The 21,895-nt window shown below is 75.4% G+C and carries 18 protein-coding genes and 1 pseudogene; 6 read left to right on the top strand and 13 right to left on the bottom strand.

The features are described 5' to 3' along the window. Positions 1 to 20 precede the first annotated feature (20 nt). Entirely contained in the window at positions 21 to 950 is a 930-nt protein-coding gene (locus E1300_RS28650; RefSeq protein ID WP_131760209.1) for a DUF3027 domain-containing protein, read from the bottom strand. Between the two features lie 306 nt (positions 951 to 1,256). On the opposite strand from E1300_RS28650, the gene E1300_RS28645 reads away from it, so the two are divergent. Beyond that, positions 1,257 to 2,690, top strand: a complete 1,434-nt coding sequence (locus tag E1300_RS28645) for an MFS transporter (RefSeq protein ID WP_131760199.1) — start codon at positions 1,257 to 1,259, stop codon at positions 2,688 to 2,690. 62 nt (positions 2,691 to 2,752) lie between these two features. On the opposite strand, the gene E1300_RS28640 is transcribed toward E1300_RS28645, so the two are convergent. Both E1300_RS28640 and E1300_RS28635 read right to left on the bottom strand, forming a co-directional pair. Then, positions 2,753 to 3,148, bottom strand: a complete 396-nt coding sequence (locus E1300_RS28640) for a cold-shock protein (RefSeq protein WP_131760198.1) — start codon at positions 3,146 to 3,148, stop codon at positions 2,753 to 2,755. 202 nt (positions 3,149 to 3,350) lie between these two features. Further along, a complete protein-coding gene (locus E1300_RS28635; RefSeq protein WP_242619451.1) occupies positions 3,351 to 4,055 on the bottom strand; it encodes an HAD family hydrolase in 705 nt (234 codons plus the stop codon). Between the two features lie 367 nt (positions 4,056 to 4,422). On the opposite strand from E1300_RS28635, the gene E1300_RS28630 reads away from it, so the two are divergent. Beyond that, positions 4,423 to 4,851 carry a hypothetical protein gene (locus E1300_RS28630; RefSeq protein ID WP_131760197.1) on the top strand — a complete coding sequence of 143 codons (429 nt, stop codon included), beginning with the start codon at positions 4,423 to 4,425 and terminating at the stop codon, positions 4,849 to 4,851. Between the two features lie 55 nt (positions 4,852 to 4,906). On the opposite strand, the gene E1300_RS28625 is transcribed toward E1300_RS28630, so the two are convergent. Continuing rightward, positions 4,907 to 5,398, bottom strand: coding sequence for a GNAT family N-acetyltransferase (locus E1300_RS28625; RefSeq protein WP_131760196.1), 492 nt, complete (start codon positions 5,396 to 5,398; stop codon positions 4,907 to 4,909). A 167-nt stretch (positions 5,399 to 5,565) separates the two neighbouring features. On the opposite strand from E1300_RS28625, the gene E1300_RS28620 reads away from it, so the two are divergent. Together E1300_RS28620 and E1300_RS28615 are read left to right on the top strand one after the other, a co-directional pair. Beyond that, on the top strand, positions 5,566 to 6,186 hold the full coding sequence (locus E1300_RS28620) for a TetR/AcrR family transcriptional regulator (protein ID WP_165503037.1): 621 nt from the start codon (positions 5,566 to 5,568) through the stop codon (positions 6,184 to 6,186). 126 nt (positions 6,187 to 6,312) lie between these two features. Further along, on the top strand, positions 6,313 to 8,661 hold the full coding sequence (locus tag E1300_RS28615; RefSeq protein WP_207400004.1) for a helicase-associated domain-containing protein: 2,349 nt from the start codon (positions 6,313 to 6,315) through the stop codon (positions 8,659 to 8,661). A gap of 122 nt (positions 8,662 to 8,783) precedes the next feature. Here E1300_RS28615 and E1300_RS28610 read toward each other — a convergent pair whose 3' ends face one another. After that, the gene (locus E1300_RS28610) at positions 8,784 to 9,458 is read right to left on the bottom strand and encodes a response regulator (protein ID WP_131760195.1); all 675 of its coding nucleotides are present in this window, start codon (positions 9,456 to 9,458) and stop codon (positions 8,784 to 8,786) included. A 101-nt stretch (positions 9,459 to 9,559) separates the two neighbouring features. Here E1300_RS28610 and E1300_RS28605 point away from each other — a divergent pair, with 101 nt between their 5' ends. Beyond that, entirely contained in the window at positions 9,560 to 11,476 is a 1,917-nt protein-coding gene (locus tag E1300_RS28605; RefSeq protein WP_131760194.1) for a hypothetical protein, read from the top strand. Here E1300_RS28605 and E1300_RS28600 read toward each other — a convergent pair. Both E1300_RS28600 and E1300_RS28595 read right to left on the bottom strand, forming a co-directional pair. Then, on the bottom strand, positions 11,473 to 12,567 hold the full coding sequence (locus E1300_RS28600; protein ID WP_131760193.1) for a baeRF3 domain-containing protein: 1,095 nt from the start codon (positions 12,565 to 12,567) through the stop codon (positions 11,473 to 11,475). The genes E1300_RS28605 and E1300_RS28600 overlap by 4 nt on opposite strands. Before the next feature lie 88 nt (positions 12,568 to 12,655). Next, positions 12,656 to 13,207, bottom strand: coding sequence for a TetR/AcrR family transcriptional regulator (locus E1300_RS28595; protein ID WP_131760192.1), 552 nt, complete (start codon positions 13,205 to 13,207; stop codon positions 12,656 to 12,658). A 94-nt stretch (positions 13,208 to 13,301) separates the two neighbouring features. Here E1300_RS28595 and E1300_RS28590 point away from each other — a divergent pair, with 94 nt between their 5' ends. Further along, positions 13,302 to 14,207, top strand: a complete 906-nt coding sequence (locus E1300_RS28590; protein WP_242619450.1) for a TIGR03564 family F420-dependent LLM class oxidoreductase — start codon at positions 13,302 to 13,304, stop codon at positions 14,205 to 14,207. Between the two features lie 27 nt (positions 14,208 to 14,234). Here the strand turns inward: E1300_RS28590 and E1300_RS28585 are convergent, their stop codons facing one another. From E1300_RS28585 to E1300_RS50395, 6 genes and pseudogenes are all read right to left on the bottom strand, one after another. Beyond that, complete coding sequence (locus E1300_RS28585) at positions 14,235 to 14,888, bottom strand: response regulator (protein ID WP_131760190.1); 654 nt, start codon at positions 14,886 to 14,888, stop codon at positions 14,235 to 14,237. Beyond that, complete coding sequence (locus E1300_RS28580; RefSeq protein ID WP_242619449.1) at positions 14,885 to 16,162, bottom strand: sensor histidine kinase; 1,278 nt, start codon at positions 16,160 to 16,162, stop codon at positions 14,885 to 14,887. The genes E1300_RS28585 and E1300_RS28580 overlap by 4 nt, the downstream gene beginning before the upstream one ends. 194 nt (positions 16,163 to 16,356) lie before the next feature. Next, a complete protein-coding gene (locus E1300_RS28575; protein WP_131760189.1) occupies positions 16,357 to 18,510 on the bottom strand; it encodes a bifunctional copper resistance protein CopD/cytochrome c oxidase assembly protein in 2,154 nt (717 codons plus the stop codon). Beyond that, entirely contained in the window at positions 18,503 to 19,156 is a 654-nt protein-coding gene (locus E1300_RS28570; protein ID WP_131760188.1) for a copper resistance CopC family protein, read from the bottom strand. Before E1300_RS28570 ends, E1300_RS28575 begins: the two co-directional genes overlap by 8 nt. Before the next feature lie 139 nt (positions 19,157 to 19,295). Next, entirely contained in the window at positions 19,296 to 20,960 is a 1,665-nt protein-coding gene (locus E1300_RS28565; protein WP_207400003.1) for an AMP-binding protein, read from the bottom strand. Between the two features lie 62 nt (positions 20,961 to 21,022). Next, positions 21,023 to 21,895, bottom strand: a pseudogene (locus E1300_RS50395) (DUF5685 family protein); the annotation flags it as partial.

The following is a 21,895-nucleotide window of genomic DNA, read 5'->3' as shown; positions in this document are numbered from 1 at the left end:
GACTCACCTGCGAGCGGATGTCAGCTGTGCCCGAGGGCCTCTTCCTGCGCCTCCGCGTCGTCCTCCACGTCATCCCCCGCGGAATCCTCCGCGGAATCCTCCACGGAATCCTCCACGACCTCCACGGAGTCCTCCACGGCCTTCACGGGATCGCTGGGGACGATGTCGTAGTCCAGTTCGTCGATGACGGGCGGGTTGTGCTCCGACACCGCCGGAAGCGACACGGCCTCCGAGTGCGCGCCGCAGCCGTGGTCGGCCGAGACGACGCGGCCATCGTCCGGGGCGTACTCGTTCGCGCACACGCCGAAGATCTGCCGCAGCTCACCCCCCAGCAGGACGAAGAAGCCGCACGTGGAGCACTGCGCGGGCGCGGACGCCGCGATGGGGGCGCGGGGCCCCGCGACACCGTCGTACCAGCGCACCGCCGCCGCGTCCCGGCCCTCCCTGGACAGCACCCGGGGGCGGCCGAGGCCGGGCTCCCACAGCGCCTCGTGGTCGGCGCGGTCGTCGACGTCGGTGTAGCCGGGCGCGAGCCGGGGGTCGTCCGGAGCGGTCGGCAGCAGGTCGCCGGGACCGAGGTCGCCGGGGCGCAGCCGCTCCAGCCACGGCACCCACGGCGGCGCGAGCAGCGCGTCGTCGCCGGGCAGCAGGACGACCTCGCTGACCGTCACCGCCTTCGCGCGCGACGCCCGGGCCACGGTGACCGCCCAGCGCCAGCCGTGGTAGGCGGGGTCGAGGCACGCGAAGTAGTGCGTGACCACGCGGTCGCCCTCCGGGCGGACGCCGAGGTGCTCGCCGACCGGCACCGGCCGGGCCGTCTCCTCCGCGGCCGCGCGGGCCAGGTCCACGGCGTCGGCGCAGGCGGCGTCGACGGCGGGCGGACGGGCCCGGCGGGCGGGCCCGGACGTGGTGCGCGCGGTGGCGGAGCGCGCGGGGCTGGACTGACGCAGTGGGCTCACATGTCAATTCTCGCCCATGGAAGCACGTGGCCGGACACCCGCCGTCCCTTACCGCGGAACGCGCCGCGCCGAACGCCGCGAGTCAGGGCGGCGGCGATCCCCAAGATCGTCCTGGCGGGAGGGCCTGGGACGGGATCCGGGGGCGGGCCCGGACGGGCACCGACAGTGACCTGGAGCGGATCCGGAAACCGAAGGTGAGCCGGGCAGCAGGAAGGGAACGTAGTCTCAGTTGAGCCACCCCAAGGCCGCGCAATGCCGTGACCCAGGGCCGGTTACCCCAAGGAGAGATCGACGCGTATGGGAGACGGGGCACGCGCCCGCCCGATCAGGCGGTCCGTGCGCGCCTGCGCCGGCGGTACGGGCCGGGCGTTGCGCGGCACGCGCTCCGCCCTGCTGCGGACCGGCCGGCTGACCCGGCGCGTCACCCACGCCCACGGCGCCGGCCGCAGCGGTCTCGGCAGCCTGATCGAGGCGTCCGCGATCAACTCGGCGGGCGACGCGCTGGTGGCGGTCGCGCTCGCCGGCACCCTGTTCTTCGGCCTGGACGTCAACCAGGCCCGCGGGCAGGTCGCCCTCTACCTGCTGGTCACGATGGCGCCGTTCGCCCTCGTCGCGCCGCTGATCGGCCCGGTGCTCGACCGGACCCGGCACGCCCGCCGGTACGCGATCGCGAGCACGTTCGTGGTCCGCGGCCTGCTGTGCTGGGCGATGGCGGGCGCGGTGCTGCACGACGACCAGGTGACGTTCCTGCCGGCGGCGTTCGGCGTGCTCGTGCTGTCCAAGGCGTTCGGCGTGCTCCGGGCCGCCGTGACGCCGCGCATCCTGCCGGACCAGATCACGCTGGTGACGGCGAACGCACGCGCCTCCTTCGCGGGGCTCATCGCGGCGACGGTCGCCGCCCCGGTCGCCGCCGGCCTGACCGTCCTCATCGGCGCCGACTGGATCCTGCGGATCGCGACGGTCGTGTTCCTGCTGGGCGTCGTGTTCACCATGCGGCTTCCCAAGCACGTGGACGTCCCCGAAGTCGAGGACTCGCCGCTCACCACATCACCGGACGCGCCCGGCGAGGCCACGGACGCGGCCAAGCCGCGCAGGCACTGGCGCACGCTCCCCCGGGTCGGCCCCGTCGTGGCCGAGGCGATGCTGGCGAACGCGGTGCTGCGAGCGTTCTCCGGGTTCCTGATCCTCTACCTGGCGTTCCTGCTACGCCAGGAACGGTTCGACCCCGTCTCCCACAACGTCGCCCTGGGGCTGCTCGCGGCGTGCGCGGGCGCCGGCGGCCTGATCGGCACCGCGCTCGGCGCGTGGATGAAGGCGCGCGCGCCCCGACTGATCGTCTCGGCGACGCTCGCGTCCGTCACGGTCGTCGCCGCCGCCAGCGCCGCGTTCTTCGGCCTGTGGGCCGCCCTCGCGGTCGCGACCGCGGCCGGACTCGGCCAGGTCCTCGGCAAGCTGTCGATGGACGCGGTCGTCCAGCGGGAGATCGGCGAGGAGATGCGCTCCTCGACGTTCGCCGTGTCGGAGACCCTGCACCAGCTCGTGTGGGTCCTCGGCGGGCTGCTCGGCCTCGGCATGTCGATCGTCGCGGACGGGCGGCTCGCCATGGCGATCGTGGCGGCCGCGCTGGCGCTGGCCCTCGCGCTGCTGTTCTCGCGGCGCGTGGGCGCCCGCCGGGAGAGTCCCCGGCGGACCGCCACGATCAACGACGCCCACCCCGAGATGCGCACCTGACCCGCGCCCGGCTCCGCGGACCGGGCCGAACCGGGGCCGGGAGCGCGCTCGGGCGGGACGGCTCAGGCGTGCAGGTCGTCCGCGACCGCCCGCAGCACGGTGGCGATCTTCTTCGCCTCCGCCGGGGACGGGTGCTTGCCCCGCCGGTAGGTGTTGGAGATGCCGTCCAGCAGCTTGATGAGGTCCTCGGTGATGACGACCATCTCGTCGGGCTTCTTGCGCCGCTGCTTGGCGATGGTCTTCTCGACCGACGGCAGCGTTTCGAGGACCCGCACCGACAGCGCCTGCTGGCCGCGCCGGCCCTCGACCACGCCGAACTCGATCCGCTGCCCTGGCTTGAGCGTCGTCACCCCGCCCGGGAGCGCCGAGGAGTGCACGAACACCTCACCCCCGTCGTCGCGGGTGAGGAAGCCGAACCCCTTGTCGGAGTCGTACCACTTGACCTTGCCAGTCGGCACGGGAGACCTCGTCTAGTAATCGTCCTGAATTGGCCCCAAGATTAGTGCCTCGCCGCGAGCCGGTGAACACGCCCGGCGACTCCCGCGACGCCCGCGGGCCAACGGAACCCAAGCTATCCCGGGGGCCCGCCGCGGGCGACCGGATATCCGGCCGCTCCGGCGCCGCCGGAACGCTCGTCCCGGGACGCGGACCGCGCCCGGATCACGCGACCGAGAATCCGCCCAACCACTCCGGAAACGCCAGAAGGTCGGGCAGGACGACGTCCGCCCCGTAGGCGGCGAGCGCCGCCCCGTCGAACGAGCCGGTGGCCACCGCCACCGAGACCGCCGCGGCGGCCCGCGCCGCGTCGACGTCTCCGGTGTGGTCGCCGATGTAGGCGTGCGCGCCGTGCTCCCGCAGCGCCGCGCCCTTGTCCGAGCCGAACAGGCCGCCGACGACCGCGTCCACCTCCAGCCCGAGGAAGCGGACGGTCCGCTCGGTGTCGGCCTGGTTCTTGCCGGACACCACGACGATGCGGCCGCCCCTGGCCCGCACCGCCTCCAGCGCGGCGAGCGCGCCGGGCATGACCACGGTCGCGGGGACGGCGACGTCCGCGTACATCGCCCGGTAGCGGGCCGCCATGCGGGGCACCTCGCCCGCCGGGAACCAGTAGGCGAGCTCCTCCTCCAGCGGCGGCCCGATGCGCCTGACGACGAGGTCGGTGTCGATCGCGACGCCGGTCTCCGCGGCCAGCGCCGCGTACACGGCGCTGATGCCCGCGCGGGTGTCGGCGAGCGTCAGGTCGAGGTCGAAGCCGACGGACAGCCCGGCACCGGCGGGGAGCCCGGCACCGGCGGACGAGCGGGCGCGCACGGGAAGTCCGGCACCGTCGGGGGCGGGTATTTTCGGTGATTCGCGGTCCAGCACGTCAGACAGGGTAAGAGACCGGGTATGCGGATGAGCCACCCCAGAGCCGCCCCACGGCGTCGTCGCGCGCGAGAACCCGCGCTCCCCTGGTAGTGGCGATGCGACGGGATCCGAGTAGGAGAGCGCGGGACCTTCTTCGCGCGGGGACTGCCGATTTCACATCGACCGGAACTGGTTGCCCGGTCGACCGGAACAGCCTCCCGTGCTGCGGATATACCCGGGCCCCCGACCGCGAACCCGCCGACCAGGGAAAACAAAGGGCCTGAACAAGGCATCCGGAGCAAAAGAACCAGCGGGCGACAATGGCAGATCCAGCCGGACGGCCCACCGCCTCCGCCGCCCGTCCGCCCCGGTGAAGGAGCGCACCATGGCAGACCACCCCGACCAGGACCCCGCGGGCGGCACCCGTCCCGCGACCCGGACCGGCACCACCGGGACCCGCACCGGCGAGCCGGTGGGCGAGCACCGCGCCCCGCGGGCGCGGCCCGCCGTCACGGCCGCGGCCGTCCGCCGGCGCGCGGCCACCGTCATCGCGGCCGTGATCTCGGCGGTCACCACGGTCGTCGTCGTGATCCTCGCCGTGCACATCATCTTCGTGACGTTCGAGGCCAACACCAGCAACGACCTCGTCCGCTGGTTCGGCGACCGGGCCACCGACCTCGCCTGGCAGTTCAAGGACGTCTTCCAGCCGAAGAACCCCAAGGCCGAGGTGGCCGTCAACTACGGCCTCGCCGCCCTCGTGTACCTCGTCGTCGGCCGGATCCTCGTCACCGTCGTCCGCCGCCTCGGCGGCTAGCCGCGCCCGCCCCGCGAAGGCCCTCGGCCCCGGTCAGCGGGAGCCTTCCGCCTGGTCAGCGGAGGCCTTCGCGGCCGGGGAAGCGGACCGTCTCGAACGGCCACGCCGTCGTGGCCCACTCGCGGACGAACTCCTCCAGCTCCTTCTCCAGGGAGGAGTTCTCCTCGTCGGCGCGGACCCAGAACACCACCACGGCGTCGGCGTCCGGGGAGTCCGACGGCGCGACGTGGATGCGGCCGAGCTGCCGCTCCCCGTCCGGCGTGATCACGACGTAGCTGAACGAGCGCCGCAGCTGCCCCTCCTTCTGGAGCCAGGCGACGTCGATCAGGGCCTGCTCGAACGTGAACTCGGAGTCGGGCCAGCCCCACTCGGGCCCGAACCGCCCCGCGAGCCGGTCGAGGCTGCCGATCACCGCGCCGTAGTCCTTGACCACGTCGCTGACCGTGATCGGACGGATCTGGAAGCGGGGCCCGGCGACCAGCGTGGGGACCACGAACTCCTCGGGGAGGAAGACACCGCGGCCCGCCTTCCGCGGGGAAACGAACATCGTCGACCCTTCCGGCGTACGCCCCTTCCGGCGACGGGGCGCGAAGTCAGAACTCTAGTCGCCCCCGCGCCGGTGCGAGACAGATCACGAATTCGGGCGCGCCGGGCCCGACGCAGGGACTCGCAGGTCGAAGATGCCTTACTGTTCTTGCGGAGGAATTCATCATCATGACGACATCTACGCGCGAGCGGATCGTGGCCGAGTCGCTCCGGCTGTTCGCCGACCGGGGCTACGCCGCGACGTCGGTGGCGGAGATCGAGGCGGCCGCCGGGCTCTCGCCGGGCGCGGGCGGCCTGTACCGCCACTTCCGGTCCAAGGAGGAGGTCCTCGCCTCCGCCATCCGCGAGCACATCGAGCGGACCCGGCAGCAGATCAGCGACGTGCTGAAGCAGGCCACGGCCTTCGCCGACCGCCCGCTGGAGACCCGCCTGCGGATGACCTGCCAGGCGGGCCTGGCCAAGATGCGCGAAGAGCAGGACCTCATCCGGGTCCTGTTCCGCGACCTCGACCAGTTCCCGAACCTCGTGGCGGAGATGCGCGAAGGCATCGTCAACCCGCTCTACGACGGAATCGCCACCTGGCTGTCGGCGCAACCCGAGTTCGAGGGCTCCGACGAGGACTGGCCCGCCGTCGCGTCCATTCTCGGAGGCGCGGTGGTGAACTACTGGCTCGCCAACGAGTCGATGTACGAGCCGCCCACCCGCATCGACGAGAAGCGGTTCGTGCAGAGCTGGGCCCGCCTCGGCCTCGGCCTGGTGCACCTGGAGCGCACGCCCGCCTCCTCCTGACGCGCCCCGTACCGCCCGACGGGGGGACGCACCGCACCCAGTCCGGCCAGGTCACCCGCCGCGGGCTCCTACGCTGAGGGTCCTGGCGGTGCCGGAGTGCGCGCCACCATACAGTTGGGTAACGGCATGGAGACGTACGCGGACTGGCTGCGCGCGCGAAGCGACGAGGAGCTTCGCGCGCTCCTGTCCGCGCGCCCCGAACTCCTCGCCCCCGTCCCGGCCGACCTGACCGCGCTCGCCGCCCGCGCCGCGACGCCCGCCGCGATCTCCCGGGCCCTCGACCGCCTCGACCGGTTCACGCTCGCGCTGCTGGAGGCCCTGCTCGTCCTGCCGTCAACGGAGCCCGGCGCCCTCGCCGACGCCCTCGGCGCCACGCCCGAGGAGATCGCCGACGCCGCCCGGACGCTGCGGCGCCACGGTCTCGCCTGGGGCGACGGGACGCTGATGGCGGCCCCCGGCGTCCGGCAGGGCCTGCCGCATCCCGCCGGGCTCGGCCCGCCCGTCCACGAGGTCTTCGCCGGCTACTCCACCGACCGGCTCACCCTGCTGATCACCGACCTGGAAGGGCACGCGCCCCGCGGCTTCGCCGACTCCGGCCGGCTCCTCGGCCGCCTCGCCGAACTGCTCGCCGCCCCCGGCAACCTCATCGAGGACGCCGGCCCCGAGGCGCGGGCCGCCCTCGACCAGCTCGCCTGGGGCCCGCCCGTCGGCCGCGTCGCCGACGCCCGCCGCCCCGTGCGGATCGACACGGCCACCACCCCGATCGAGCGGCTCCTCGCCCGCGGCCTGCTCGCCGCGGAGGACGACCGCACCGTCACCCTCCCCCGCGAGGTCGCGCTGCACCTGCGCGGCGGACGCCTCTTCCGGGACCTGCCCACCCGCCCCCCGGCGCTGACTCCGGCGTCCGCCGAGACCGCGGCCGCCAAGGACCCGGACGCGGCGCGGCGGCGCGAGGAGCAGGTCGTCCGCGCCGCCGCGGGCGAGGCGTTCAACGCCGTCCGGCTCATCGAGGAGCTCCTGGAGCGCTGGGGCCTGGAACCGCCGCCGGTGCTGCGCAGCGGCGGCCTCGCGGTCCGCGACCTGCGCGCCGCCGCCACGCTCCTCGACGTCCCCGAGTGGAAGGCCGCCCTGCTCGTCGAGACCGCCTACGCCGCGGGCCTGCTCACCCGCAGCGGCGACCTCGACGGCGAATGGCTCCCCACCCCCGCCTACGACCTGTGGCTCATGCGCGACACCGCCGGCCGCTGGACGGAGCTGGCGCGCGGCTGGCTCAGGTCCGACCGCGCCGCCGGGCTCGCCGGCGAGCGCGACGACCGCGACCGGCTGATCAACGCGCTCAGCGAGGCGATGGTCCGCGTGAGCGCGCCGGCCGTGCGCCGCGCCGTCCTGGAGATCCTCGCGGACGCCGACCGCGGCACCGCCGTCGACGCCGACGCCCTCCGCGCCCGGCTCGCATGGCTCCGCCCCCGCCGAGGCGGCCCCACCCGCGACCGCCTCATCGGCTGGACGCTGCGCGAGGCCGCCGTGATCGGGATGACCGGATTCGGGGAGCTCGCCCCGTTCGCCCGCGACCTGCTCACCGGCGCCGACCCCGAACCCGCCCTGGCCAAGCACCTGCCGCAACCCGTCGACCAGATCCTCATCCAGGCCGACCTCACCGCCGTCGCGCCCGGCCCCCTCATGACCGAGCTGTCCAGGGAACTGGCCCTCGCCGCCGACGTCGAGTCCACCGGCGGCGCCACCGTCTACCGCTTCACCCCCGAGTCCGTCCGCCGCGCCCTCGACGCGGGCCGCAGCGCCGACGACGTCACCGGCCTCCTCGCCCGCCACTCGGCCACCCCGCTCCCGCAGCCGCTCACCTACCTCATCGACGACGTCGCCCGCCGCCACGGCCAGCTGCGCGTCGGCGCCCTCTCCTCCTACGTCCGGACGGACTCGCCCGCCACCCTCGACGAGATCCTCGCCGACCGCCGCGCCGACCCGCTCCGCCTCCACCGCCTCGCCCCCACCGTCCTCGCGTCCGGGCTCCACCGCTCCGAACTGCTCGACGGGCTCCGCGCCATGGGCCTCGCCCCCGTCGCCGAGTCGCCCGGCGGCGGCGTCATCATCACCCGCCCGGACGCCCAGCGCGCCGACCAGCAGGTACGGCGTGCCGTTCCGCGTGATCCGCTGGAAGACCGTCCCGCGCAGCGCCCGCCGGGCGAACTCCTCGCTCACGGGCACGTCGAGCTTGGCCGGGTCGGGCAGCACGACGCCGCCGTCGAGCCGCACGCGCACGGCGGCGGCCTTGCGCCCCGGCGGCGCGGAGAGCACCTCCTCCAGCTCGGCGCCGAGCGTGTCGCCGACGTCGGGCGGGAGCTCCGGCGGGACCTGCCGGGCGAGCGTCTCCCGCACGTCGGTCAGCACCGCGTCCTGGGCGCGTTGCAGCATCGCGCGCCGCAGCAGCACGTAGGAGATGCCGGACGCGCCCACTGACGCCAGCAGGGCGACCGCGGTGAACGCGGCGGCCAGCCGGACGCGCAGCCCGGTGAACCAGCGGCGCCGGACGTCCTCGCGGCGGCGCGCCCGATCCGCCGCGCCGCCGGCCCGGGCCCGCCTCACGGCGCCGTGAAGCGGTAGCCGAAGCCGCGGACGGTCTCGATCAGCCGGGGCTCGGCCGGCTCGTCCTCGATCTTGGCGCGGACGCGCTGCACGCAGGCGTCCACGAGCCGCGAGTCGCCCGGGTAGGTGTGCTCCCACACCGCGGACAGCAGGTGCTGGCGGGTCAGCGCATGCCCCGCCCGCCGCGTCAGCTCCAGCAGCAGCCGGAGCTCGGTCGGGGTGAGCCGGAGGTCGGCGCCCGCCTTGGTGACCTTGAGGGACGTGCGGTCGATGACGAGGTCGCCGTAGACGGACCGGTCCAGCGGCGTCTGGTCGGCGCGGCGCAGCACCGCGCGGATCCGGGCGTCCAGGACGCGCGGCTCGACGGGCTTGACGACGTAGTCGTCCGCGCCCGCCTCCAGCCCGAGGACGACGTCCAGGTCGTCGCCGCGGGCGGTCAGCAGGATCACCGGCAGCGCGTCCTCGCGGCGGATCCGGCGGCACACCTCGATCCCGTCGATGCCCGGCAGCATCACGTCCAGGATCGCGATCTCGGGCCGCCGGGCGCGCAGCGCCTCCAGGCCGTCCTCGCCGGTCGCCCGCGAGGTCACGCGGTGCCCCAGCCGGGTCAGCGCCAGCTCCAGCGCCGTCCGGGCCGAGGGATCGTCCTCGACAAGGAGAATGCTCACCACCCGGACATTATTGGACGGCGATCGGCGTCCCCCCGTCTGTGTCACGAGATCCGGACATTTCCCGCACACGATCATGACAGCCCGCCGGGACGGTGGGGCGCATGACGCTCGTGCTCGCACCGTTCCGGCGCTCCGTCCCGCCCGCCCGCTCCGCGCCCGTCCCGCGGCGGTCCGCCGCCCTGCCGTGGCTGCTGGTGGCGGGCACGGTCGCGCAGGTCTGCGTCCGGCTGTGGTTCGCCCGCGCGCGGACCGGGCCCGTGGCGAACCCGGACGAGACCGGCTACCTCGTCGCGGCCCGGTGGCTGGCCGGCGGCCCGGGCGGCGACCTCTCCGGTAACACCTTCTACCAGGGCGGTTACCCGCTGCTGCTCAGCCCGGCGTACTGGTTCGCGCACGACCCGGCGGCCGTCTACACGACCGTCATGGTGATCAACGCGGTGCTCGGCGCCGCGCTGTTCCCGCTCGGGTACGCGGCGGCGCGGCGGCTCGGCCTCGCCCGGCGGTCCGCGCTGCCGCTGGCGTGGGGCTCGGCGCTGCTCCCGGCCACCACGTTCTTCGGCGCGTTCGCGCTGGCGGACGCGGTGCTGCCCACGCTCGTCCTCGGCTGGCTGCTGGCGCTGGACCGGTTCGCGCGGCACGGCCGGGCGGCGGACGCGGCCCTCGCGAGCCTCGCCGCCGCCTTCGCGGCGACCGTCCACTCGCGCGGCACCGTCCTGCTGGCCGTCCACACCGCCGCGCTCGCCGCCGTCCCGCTGGTCACCGCCCTGTCCGCTCTGACCGGCCGTCTCTCGCCGAAGGCCCGGAAGGCGGCGGACGAGCACGCCCCGCCGGGCGGACGGACACGGTGCCTCGCGGAACACCCACCCCTCGCCGCAGGGCGGGTGGCGCGGCTCACACGACGGCTCGCGGAACGGCTCGCGAGTCTCCGTGCGGCGCTGCCCGGGTGGCGCGCCGCGCTGGTGGGGCTCGCCGTCGCCGCCGCGGGCCGTGCCGCCGGGACGGTCCTCAACGCGCGGCTGCGGGCGGAGCTGTATCCCGGCGGCACCCGTGACCTCGCGGCGAACCTCACATCGCGGCTCACCACGTCCAGCGGGCAGCAGTGGGCGCTGTCGGGCGCGGCGGGGCAGGTCTGGTACCTGATCGTCTCGACGTGGGGCCTGGCCGGGGTCGGGCTCGCCGTGACCGTGGCGGCCCTGGTCCGCCGCCGGACGCCCGTTCCCGCGCGGGCCATGGCCGCCGTGCTCCTAGCGGCGACCCTCGGCGTCGCCTACGCCTCGTCGGCCGCGCTCCCCGACGAGCACCGCGTCGGGAACTTCGCCTACGGCCGCTACCTGTCGTGCGTCGCGCTCGCCTACGCGCTCGCCGGCGCCGCCGCACTGATCCGGCCCGGCGCCCGCGCGGCCGTGCGGCGCGCCTTGGCCTCCGTCGCCGTCCTGGCGGGCACCGGCGCGTGGGTCACCGCCTATGCGGGCGACCGGCTGCGGACGCACGCGTTCATCGCGTTCGACTTCCCCGAGACCACGTTCCTGACGGGCGACCGCACCGGCCTGCACCTGCCCGAGACGTCGATCGCCGCGATCGGCCTGCTCGCCGTGCTCACCGCGCTCGGCAGGCTGCCGCGTCCGCCGCGGGCCGCCGCCGCACTCGCCCTCGCGCTGGCCGCGGTCAACCTGGCGGCGCTGACGTTCGCCATGGGACCGTCGCCGAAGCGCGTGAAGCCCGCCCCGCCGCTACCCGGCCCGGCGGTGGGCGGCGTGGTGATGGACCGGGCGCTCGACTGGCGGGTCAGGACCATGCTGCTCTACCCCACCTGGTGGACGCGCATCGACGTGGCGGACACCCGCCGCCTCCACGCGCCCGCATCCGGTGTCTGCATGGTCGTGGTGCCCCTGCCCGCCGGGACGTCCACGGAGGCGTCCTGGCCCTCCCACCCGGCCGGATGGCGGCCCCGCCCGGGCGAGGCGTGGTCGCTCCGCTGGGTCGCCTGGCGCGACCCAGCGTGCGACAGCCGGCGTTAGAAGCGGGTGACGAGGGCGATGCGGTCGTGGTCGACGAGGAAGCCGTCGGAGACGAACGTCACCTCGCCGCCGTACTCCAGCGCCGTCTCGATGACGTCGTCCACGGCGTCGTCGATGACGTCCGCGCCCTTGAGCAGGCCCGGCCTGCCCTCGACGAGCATCAGCTCGCCGTCGGTCGGCACCGCGGGCGCGTAGTAGCCGCGCTCCACGACCAGGTGCTCGCCGCGGCCCTCCTCCACCAGCCGCTTCACCTCGCAGAGCCCCCCGGCGTAGCGCTGGATGCTGCGCGCCGCCTCCAGCTCGGCGAGGACCCCGACCTCCCGCAGGTCCTCGTAGGCCGCCAGCGCGGGACGGACCGCCTCGATCAGCGCGCTCGGCGCCGCGCCCTCGTGGCTGCCGTCCACCCGCCCGGCGACGGTCGTGTGCGGGCCCGCCATCTCGTCGAAGAACACCTGGTGGCGGGTCACGCCCGCGACGATCAGCGGGCGGCGGTCCCGGGCCATCACCCGCTCCACCGCGGCCACGACCTCGCGCATGACCTGGCGGTGGCGCTCGCCGTCCGCCGGCGCCCCGCGCGGCGACTGCCGTCCCGAGCCCGCCTCGTCGATCGGGTCGGGCGCGGCGGGAAAGCCGTCGCCGGTGTGCTCGGTGAGGTCCTCGCCCTGCCCGTCCCACAGGCGCGCCCGCTGGTCGGACAGCGTGAGCAGCCAGTACCGCGGCGCGCGCGTGTAGGCGGCGACGAGGTCGCGGGTGGCGAAGCCGCTGTCGACGACGACCCGCTCGTCCACCGGCTGGCCGATCGTGAAGGCGTGGCGCTCGCCGCCGGGCGCGGCGAACAGCACCAGCCCGTCCGCGGCGTGCCGCAGATCGACCTCGGCGGCGGCCCGCTCCAGCCCGCGGACGACCTGGTCGGCGGCGTCCGGCGCGACGCGCGGGTCGCCCTGGAGCCGGCGCCGCACCTCCGCCAGGAGGTTGCGGAGCCGGATCGGGTCCTGGCGGTTCCCCGGCGCGGCGCGGTGCGTCGGCATCAGCACCGACACGGCCGGGTAGGCGCGGGGCTTGCGTAGCTCGGCCAGCGTGACAGCGTCCATGATCCCCCGATCGGCGTTCCTTCTTGGCTCGTGTCTTCTTTCTAACGAGCCGCAGGTAAACGACGTGTAAGCGGGGTCCGATGATCGCTCAGGAAGGCTCCGGGACGGGCGCCGGGACGGGGGCGCGCAGGCCGTCCAGGACGACCTTCGTGAGGGCGTCGTCCGTGCGCGCACCGGGGCGGCAGACGACCGTGCTGAGGAGATCGACGACCTCCCTGGGCTCGATGTCGCGGCGGACCGCCCCCTCCCGCTGGGCCTGCTCGGCGATCTGCATCAGGAGATCGTCGACCTCGTCCTGGAGCGCGAGGCGCCCGGCCGGCGCGGCGTTCGCCTCGGCCAGCGACTTGATCAGGGCGAACGGCTGCCCGACGCAGAAGGCGACCGTCCGCGACAGGACGTCCCAGCACGGTCCGCCCCCGGCGCGGAGGTCGCGCAGCTCGTCGCGGAGGTCCTGGAGGGAGCGGGCGGCGATCTCCTCGACGAGGGCCCGCCGGTCGGGGAAGTGCCGGTAGAGGGTACCGACGCCGAGGCCCGCCTCCCGGGCGACGTCCTCCATGGCCGCGGACGGCCCCCGCGCGGCGAACACGGCCAGCGCGGCGTCCAGGATGCGCTCGCGGTTGCGTCGCGCGTCGGCTCGCACCGCTCTTCTCCCCTCGCAGCAACCGGAACCCGTGGTTCAGGTTACCCTGGCTCCGTAACGGAACCGGAATATCCGATTCATGTTAGGAGCCCCCATGCGCATCGGACTGTTCTCCCTCGCCGGCGGCGTCCCCCTGGACGAGCTCGCCCAGCAGGCCCGCGCCGCGGCCGACGCGGGCCTGAGCAGCTTCTTCCTCGGCCAGTTGAACGGCTGGGACGCGGTCATGGCCGCGGCGGTCGCCGGACGCGAGACCCCCGGGATCGAGGTCGGCACCGCCGTCGTCCCGACCTACCCGCGCCACCCCCTGGCCCTCGCCGGCCAGGCGCTGACCGCGCAGGCGATCACCGGCGGGCGCTTCACGCTCGGCATCGGCCCGAGCCATCGGCAGGTCATCGAGGAGGCGCACGGGATCCCCTACGCGCGACCCGCGCGGCACGTCCGCGAGTACCTGACCGTCCTGCGGCCGCTGCTGGCCGGCGAGGAAGTCGCCTACCAGGGCGAGACCCTCGCCGCCCACGGCACGGTGGAGGCGCCCGGCGCCACCCCGCCGCCCGTGATCATCTCGGCGCTCGGTCCCGCCATGCTGAAGGTCGCCGGGGAGCTCGCGGACGGCGTCGTGACGACCTGGACCGGCGCGGACGCGATCGCCGACCACATCGGCCCGTCCGTCACGAAGGCGGCGGACGCGGCCGGACGCCCCGCGCCGCGCGTCCTCGCGGGCGTCGTCGCGGCCCTCACCGGAGACCCGGACGGCGTCCGCCGCGAGCTCGCCGAGCAGCTCGGGTTCGCGTCGTCCTTCCCCGGCTACCGGGCGCACCTCGACCGGCAGGGGCTGTCCGGCGTCCACGAGACGGTCGTCGCGGGCGGCGAGCGGGAGGTCGCGGACGCCCTGCGCCGCTTCGCCGACGCGGGCGCGACCGATCTGCTCATCAGCCCGCGGGGCGAGGGCGCGGCCCGCGCCGACCTCCTCGCCCTCGCCGCCAACCTCGCCACGCCCTGACCGGGCGCGCCCGCGGTCAGCCCGGGGTCAGCCGGGAGTGATGAAGCCGGTCTCGTAGGCGAGGATGACCGCCTGCGTGCGGTCGCGGGCCTGGAGCTTGCCGAGGACGTTGCCGACGTGGGTCTTCACCGTCTGCGGGCTGACGAACAGCTCCGCGGCGATCTCGGCGTTGGAGCGGCCCTTCGCCATCAGCCGCAGCACGTCCGCCTCCCGCTCGGTCAGCCGGCCGTGCCAGCGGGCGGCGGCCCCGTCCGGGGCCGGCCCGTGCCGGGCGGCCAGCGCGCGGATCGCCGCGGGGAACAGCAGGGTGTCGCCGTGCGCCACCATCCGGATCGCCTGGAGGATCTCCTCGGGCCGCGCCCGCTTCAGCAGGAAGCCGTTCGCGCCCGCCTTCAGCGCGTCGTAGACGTACTCGTCGTTCTCGAACGTGGTGACGACGATGATCCGGGGCGGGTCCGGCACGGTGCCGAGGATGCGCCGGGTGGCCTGGATGCCGTCGAGCCACGGCATCCGCACGTCCATCAGGACGACGTCGGGCCGCAGCCGGGACACCTCCCCCGGCACCTCGGTGCCGTCCGACGCCTCGCCGACCACGGTCAGGTCGTCCTCGGCGCCGATGAGGGCCGCGAGCCCGGCCCTGATCAGCCGCTCGTCGTCGACCAGCAGCACCTTGATCGTCATGTTCCGGACCTTAGCGGCAGCGACACCCGGATCCGCCAGGACGTCCCGTCCGGGCCCGCGGTCATCGCACCGCGCAGGACGGTGACGCGCTCGCGGATCCCGTCCAGCCCCCGTCCGCCGCCGTGCCCGCCGCCCTGCCCGCCACTCTGCCCTCCGCCGTGCCCGCCCTCGTGCCCGCCGTCCGCCGGGGACGCGCCCAGCGGGTTGCTGATCTCCATCTCCAGCCGCTCCGCCTCGACGCCGAGCCGCAGCCGCACCGGCACCTTCCCGGCGTGCCGCAGCGCGTTCGTGAGCCCCTCCTGGACGATCCGGTACGCCTCCCGGGACACCGCCGCGGGCACGTGCGCCACCGCGGGCTCCACCGTGGAGTCGAGCCGCACACCGGCGATCCTCGTCTGCTCCAGCAGCCGTCCGAGGTCGTCGAGGGTGGGCTGCGGCGCGGTGCGGGACCGGTCGTCCCGCAGCAGCCCGAGGACGTGGTCGAGGTCCTCCAGCGCGGCCCGCGCCGACTCCTCGATCGCGCCGAGGGCCTCGCGGGCGAACCTGGGGTCGGTGTCGAGGACCCGGCCCGCGGCGCCCGCCTGGAGCGTCACCACGCTCAGCGCGTGCCCGACCGAGTCGTGCAGCTCCCGCGCCAGCCGGTTGCGCTCGGCGAGCCGGACGGCCCGCGCCTCCAGCTCGGCGAGCCGCTCGGCGGCGGACGGGCCGAGCGCCCACGGCGCCAGCCGCGCGAGGACGCCGCCCGCCACGACGATCGCGGCCAGCAGCGCGGCGAGTCCGGCCAGCCCGGCGACCGGCGCGAGCCACTGCGGCCAGGAGTCCTGCCAGCCCCAGGAGTCGAGGAGCCGGTCGTCCCAGTCCACCGCGGGCGCCGCGATCAGGACCAGCGCGAACGGCGGCACCGCGAGGCTGAGCCCGCTGATCACCACGCCGACGTGCAGGTGCAGGGAGAACCACGCGGAGGCGCGGAGCCGGCTCTCCCAGGAGCGGGCGGAGGCGGGCGCGAGCCCCGCGGCGGGACCGGCGAGCAGCTCCTTCGCGAGGGAGCCCTCCAGCAGCCGCACCGTCGGGACGAGCCCGGTGACGAGCGTGGCCGCCACCGGGAAGACCAGGAGGGCCGCCGTGCCCTCCACGACGCCGCTGCCGAGGGGCAGCGTGGGGATGAGGCCGATGCCGAGGAACCAGTACGGCATGAGCAGCGCGCCGCCCACGACGAGATGGGACCAGCGCCGCCAGGTCGTCCGGGTGATCAGCGGCCGGAGGAGGCGGGACACCCCACGATCGTCGCAGATCCGGGCGATCCGCCACTCCCCCGCGCGGGGGAGGACGAATCCGCCCCCGGAACGGTCTCCGGCTGGCGCCCGCGCCGGAACGGCGTCCGCGTCAGGCCGGTGCCCGCCTCGGGACGGTGCCCGCGTCAGGCCGGCGTCCGCGTTGAGCCGGCGTCTACGTCAGGCTGGTGTCGGTCTCACGACGGGGTCGTGTCGGCCTTGCCGACGTCAGCGACCTTGCCCGCGTCGGCGGCCTTCTCGGCGCCTGCGGTCTCGTCCGCCTTCTCTGCCTTCTCCGGCTTGGCCGCCTTGCCGGGCTTCGCGGCCTTGGCGGCCTTGGCGGCGCGGTCCCGTTCGGCGAGCTTCGCGAGGCGCGCGTTGTAGGCGGCCAGCTCGTCCTGCGCCGGGTCGCCCCCGGCCTCGGCGGCGCGGTCGGCCTTGCGGTCCATCCGGCGGGCCTGGCGGGTGTCGTCGAAGTACCACTGGAACGCGAGGGCGATCAGCACGATGAAGGTCGGGATCTCCCCGAAGCCCCACGCGATCGCGCCGCCGGTGTGCTGGTCGTGCAGCACCGTGGTGCCCCACGGCGGGTGGACGGCGTTGTACCAGCCGCGCGCGAGCGGCTGGCTCAGGTTCATGAGGGCGATGCCGAAGAACGCGTGGAACGGCATCGTGACGAACAGGAGCAGGAGCCGTCCCGGGTAGGGCAGCTTCCGCGGCGCCGGGTCGACCCCGAGCAGCACCCAGAAGAACAGCGAGCCCGCGAGGAGGAAGTGCGCCGTCATCGCGATGTGCCCGAGGTGGTTGCGCATCGCGGACTCGAACAGCGACGTGAAGTACAGGACGAACGTCCCGGCCACGAAAATGATCGTGGCCACCGCGGGATGCGCGATGAAGCCCGTGAGGCGGCTGTGCAGGGCCACGGTCAGCCACTCGCGGGGGCCGCGGTCGCCGCGCACCCGCGCGGGCTTGAGCGCCCGCAGCGCGAGCGTCACCGGCGCGCCCAGCACGAGGAAGATCGGCGTCAGCATGTTCAGCACCATGTGCTGGGCCATGTGGACGCTGAACAGGAACGGGGCGTACTTCCCGATCCCGCTCTCGGTGACGATCACGATGGACAGTAGGCCGATGAACCAGGAGGCGGTGCGCGCGGCCGGCCAGGAGTCGCCGCGCCGCCGCAGCCGCACCACCGCGGCGACGTAGAGCCCGGCGAGGGCGGCGGCCAGGGCGGCGAAGAAGAGGTCGAACTGCCACAGGGTCAGCAGCCGGACGGGGTTGATCTCGGGGGGCGTGTCGTAGCCGACGAGCGCCTTGACCGGGGACTCCTCCTCGGCGGGCGCGGGCGGCGCGGTGCGGGCCAGCGCGACGGCGAGGCCCATGGTCGCGGCCATGACGGCCGCCTCGACCCCGGCGAGCCGCGCGAACGACCAGGGCTCGCGGCGGGCGAGGGCGGGCAGCGTGCGGGTCCGGTGCCACCAGCCGAACCAGCCGAGCACGGCGAACGCGACGATCTTGCCGAGGGCGAGCCGCCCGTAGTCGGTGGTGAGGAGCTCGGTCGGGTCGGGCAGCCGGGCGATCACGTTGACGAGGCCGCTGGCGCCGACGACGACGTAGCACCACAGCGCCATCCGGCTGAACCGCTCGGCCATGACGGGCAGCCGGTCGCGGCCGAGCAGGGCGTGCGCGCCGACGACGGCGAGGCCGCCGACCCAGGGGGCGATCGCGGCCACGTGCAGGGCCACGCCGGTCACCGCGACGGAGTGGTTGGCCGCGGACGCGGAGTGCCCGGTCAGCGGCGGCGGCAGCAGCGCGACGCCCGCCATGGCGAGCAGCCCGAACGCGGCGGCGGGCGTGGTGGTGGTGCGGGCCAGCAGCGCGACGACCACGGCGAGCAGCACGACGAGCATCAGCGCGGTGCCCTGCGGCAGCGATCCGACGTAGCTGCTCAGCTCGCTGCCGGTGAGGACGTCGCCGACCGGCTGGCCGAGCACGTCCGCGACGGTGAACACCAGGGTGGCCGCCGCGGCGGCGGCCCAGCCGGTGGCGAGCCAGGACGCGGCGCGCAGGTAGCCGACCGCGTCGGCCGACAGCCGGCCGGGGCCGCGCCCGCTCTCCAGCGGCAGCAGCGCGGACCCGGCGAGCAGGGCGCCGACGGTCAGCGCGGCCGCGAGGTCCATGGCCGTGCGGGACACGGGCAGGCCCCAGCGGGTGACGACCCCCGCGTCGCCGAGGCCCGGGATGACCTTCTCGGTGACCGAGCCGCCGAGGACGAGCCCGGCCACCAGCACCGCGACGGCCGCGGCCGCCGCGATGGCGGCGGCCCGGACGAGGCGCGCGGTGCCGCTATTCACCGGCGCCGGCCACCCCGTGCCTCCGCTTGGCGCGGTACACGATCGCGACGCCGATGCCGATGCCGGCGAGCGCGCCGGCGCCGACCAGCACCCAGAGCACGGTGCCCGAGCCGCCGTCGTCCTCGGCGGCCTCGGCGTCCTCCTGGTCCTCCTTGAGCGGCTGCTCGTTGGCGGTGGCGGCCGCTCCGGTCTGCTCCCGCGCGACGGGGGCGCCGCCCGGGGTCGCCGCGGTGGTCGCGGGGGCGTCGCCGCCCGCGCCGCCGGCGGCGGTGGCGGTGAACTTCAGGTCGGCGCCCTCGACGGGGTGCCCGTCCTCGCCGACCACCCGGTAGGCCACGGTGTAGGACCCGGCGGGCAGCGCGCCCGTCAGCTTCTGGGTCACGGTCGTGCCGTCCGTCTGGGCCTTGCCCGCCTGGAACGTCTTCTTCGCGCCGTCCCGGACGACCACCTGGGCGAGGCTGATCTTGTCGCTGAAGACGAGCTTGACCTCCGTCACGGGGCCGGCGGTGGCGTCCTTGCCCGGCGTGCTGCTGACCAGGCGGGTGTGCGCCAGCGCGGGCGCGGCGGTGAACGCGCCGAAGGCGACGGTGAGGGCGGCGACGGCGCCGAGGCGGCGCAGCGGCACGCGGGGTGTGAGGATCTTCATGGGTGGCCGGGATCTCCATCGTCTCAAGGGGCACCCCTAGCCTACTGAGACACGGGCACCGGCACGTCCGGGGTCGCCGAACGTGCGCGATCCGGCCATTTCGCCCCGCGCGCCCGCGCCGGGCGGCCCGGCCGGGCGTTCAGAGGGCGGTGAGCGTGTGGCCGCGGCCGTGCGCGGCGAACTCGGCGCGCAGGGCCCGGACGTGCGCGGGCGCCAGCGGCTCGTAGGCGAGGTCGCGGCCCGGCCGCCACCAGACGCCCTCGGACGCCGTCCAGTGGACGCGGCGCAGCGGGCGCTTGTCGACCTTGCCGGTGGCGGTGAGCGGCATCGCCCGGACGATCCGGACGAACCGCGGCGCCCACTTCGTCCCGAGGTCGGGCTGGGCGGCGAGGAAGGCCGCGAAGGCCGCCGGGTCGAAGGCCGCGCCGTCGTGCAGTTCGAGGGCGGCCATCACCTGGTCCCCGGTCCGGGGGTCGGGGACGGGGAAGACCGCGCACATGACGGCGGCGGGCCAGCGCGACAGGATCCGCTCGACGGGCGCGGCGGCGAAGTTCTCGCTGTCGACGCGCAGCCGGTCGGCGCCCCGGCCGGCGAAGTAGAAGTAGCCGTCGGCGTCGCGGTAGCCGAGGTCGCCGCTCCAGTACTTGCCGTCGCGGACGCGCTCGGCGTCGGCCTCGGGGTCGTTGTAGTAGCCCTCGAACGCCCCGGCCGCGTCCAGGCCGACGATCTCGCCGATGGCCTCGCCGGGGTTGGCGAGCGCCCCGGAGGCGTCGAAGCGGGCGCGGGGGCACTCGGCGCCCGTCCCCGGGTCGAGGATGGCGATCTTCATGCCGGGCGGCGGGACGCCGAGCGCGTCCGCCGGGGTGTCCGGGGTCTTGCGGAGCGAGATGGCGCCCTCGCTGGACCCGTAGCCCTCGATGATCCGGCAGCCGAAGCGGGCGGCGAACCCGGCCATGTCCTGGGCGGACGCCTCGGTGCCGAAGGCGGCCTGGAGGGTGTTGTCGGCGTCGTCCGGGCGCTCCGGCGTGGCGAGGACGTAGGCGAGGGCCCGCCCGACGTAGTTGAAGTAGGTGACCCCGTACCGGCGGACGTCGGGGAGGAAGCCGGACGCGGAGAAGCGGCGCCGCAGCGCCACGGTCGCCCCGGCGTGAACGGCCATCGCGAGGTTCGCCATGACGGAGTTGCCGTGGAAGAGGGGCATCGCCGCGTAGGTGACCGAGTCCCGGCCGATGCCCATCTGGCCCGCGTGCGCGGCGATGTCGGCGAGCCGCCCCTGGCTGCACGCGACCGCCTTCGGCGCGCCGGTCGAGCCGGAGGTGAACAGGAGCAGCAGCCGGTCCCCCGGCTCGGCGCGGACGGGCTCCGCCCCGTCCGGCGCGGCGGCGAGCGCGGCGGCGTACCGGTCGGAGTCGGTGATCCAGATCCGCTCGGGCGGGAGGTCCGCGCGGACCGCGTCCAGCAGCGGGAGGTGCGCGGTGTCGGTGACGACCAGGTCGCAGTCGGTGTGCGCGATGTCGGCGGCCAGCTCGGCGCCGCGCCGGGTCGGGTTGACGCCGACGGCCGTCGCGCCGCCGAGGGCCGCCGCGCAGATCCAGAAGACGTGCTCGGGGACGTTCTCCAGCAGCACGCCGACGTGCCGGGGGCGCCCCTGGGGGGCCGGGCACGCGGCGGGCAGCAGCGCCGCCCGGCGCCGGGCGGCCGCCACGACCTCCGCCCAGGTATGGCGCTCGTCCTCGAACAGCAGCCCGAGGTGTTCGTCGTCGGCCCGGTCCAGCAGCAGTCCCGCGAACGTCGCGCTCACCACGTCCGCGAGACTGTCACCCAAACGGTCGCTTGGTCAAGGCCGGGCGGCCGGGCCCGGGGCGGTCAGCAGTCGCAGCCGCAGTCGCAGCAGTCACAGCCGTCGCAGCAGTTGCAGCAGTCACAGCAGCTGCCGTCGCACCCGCCGCAGTCGCAGCTCCCGTCGCAGTGGCGGGTGCACCAGCAGCGCTCCCCGCAGCTCTCGCCGTGGTAGTCGCTCCACTCCGGCTGGAAGACCCCGCACGTGACGCAGACCGCCGTCCCGGTGAGGCACGGGATCGGCCAGCCCGGCCGCCGGCCCGGCGGGCGGTGCCCGTAATCGCCGCCCCCGCCGCCCCAGCCACCGCCGCCGCCGCCGTGCGGAGGCTCCCAGCCCCCGCCGCCGTGCCCGCCCTGCGGCGGGTACTGGTGCGGAGGCGGGTACTGGCCAGGCCGGTACGAGGGGCTCCCGGGCGGCGGGTACGGGCTCTGCGCGCCCGGGTAGGCGGCGAACACGCGGTCGACCGAGCGGCGCACCTCCCGTCCGAGGAGGGCGCGGACGAGGCGCGGGTTCTCCATCTCGACGTCGGCCAGCGCGAGGCGCAGCCCGTGCAGCGCGTCCTCGGCGTGCCGGCGCGCCTCCGCCGGAGCGGTGCCGGTGGCGAGCAGCGGGTTGTAGGCGCCGGCCGCCCGGTCCTCGGCCACGTCCTCGACGGCGTCGATCAGGTGCGCGAGCCGCCCGAAGAAGCGGCCCGCCTCGGCGAGCGGCTCGGCGTTGCCCTCCCGGCCCGCGAGCACGGCGGTGTGCGCGAACACCGCGGCGACGGCGGTCTCGGTCGGCTCCGTCAGGTCCAGCAGCCCGAGGCCGCCGTCCGCGGTCGCGTTGACGTGACCGACTGTGCCGGGGAGCGCTTCGGGGCGGCTGAGGGTCCGCTGACGGCCGCTGATCAGCGCTGTGTA

Source organism: Actinomadura fibrosa, assembly GCF_900659615.1.
In the GTDB taxonomy this organism is placed as follows: Bacteria; Actinomycetota; Actinomycetes; order Streptosporangiales; family Streptosporangiaceae; genus Spirillospora; species Spirillospora fibrosa.
Note: the sequence above shows the minus strand (reverse complement) of the source record. Positions and strands in the feature narration are given on the sequence as shown.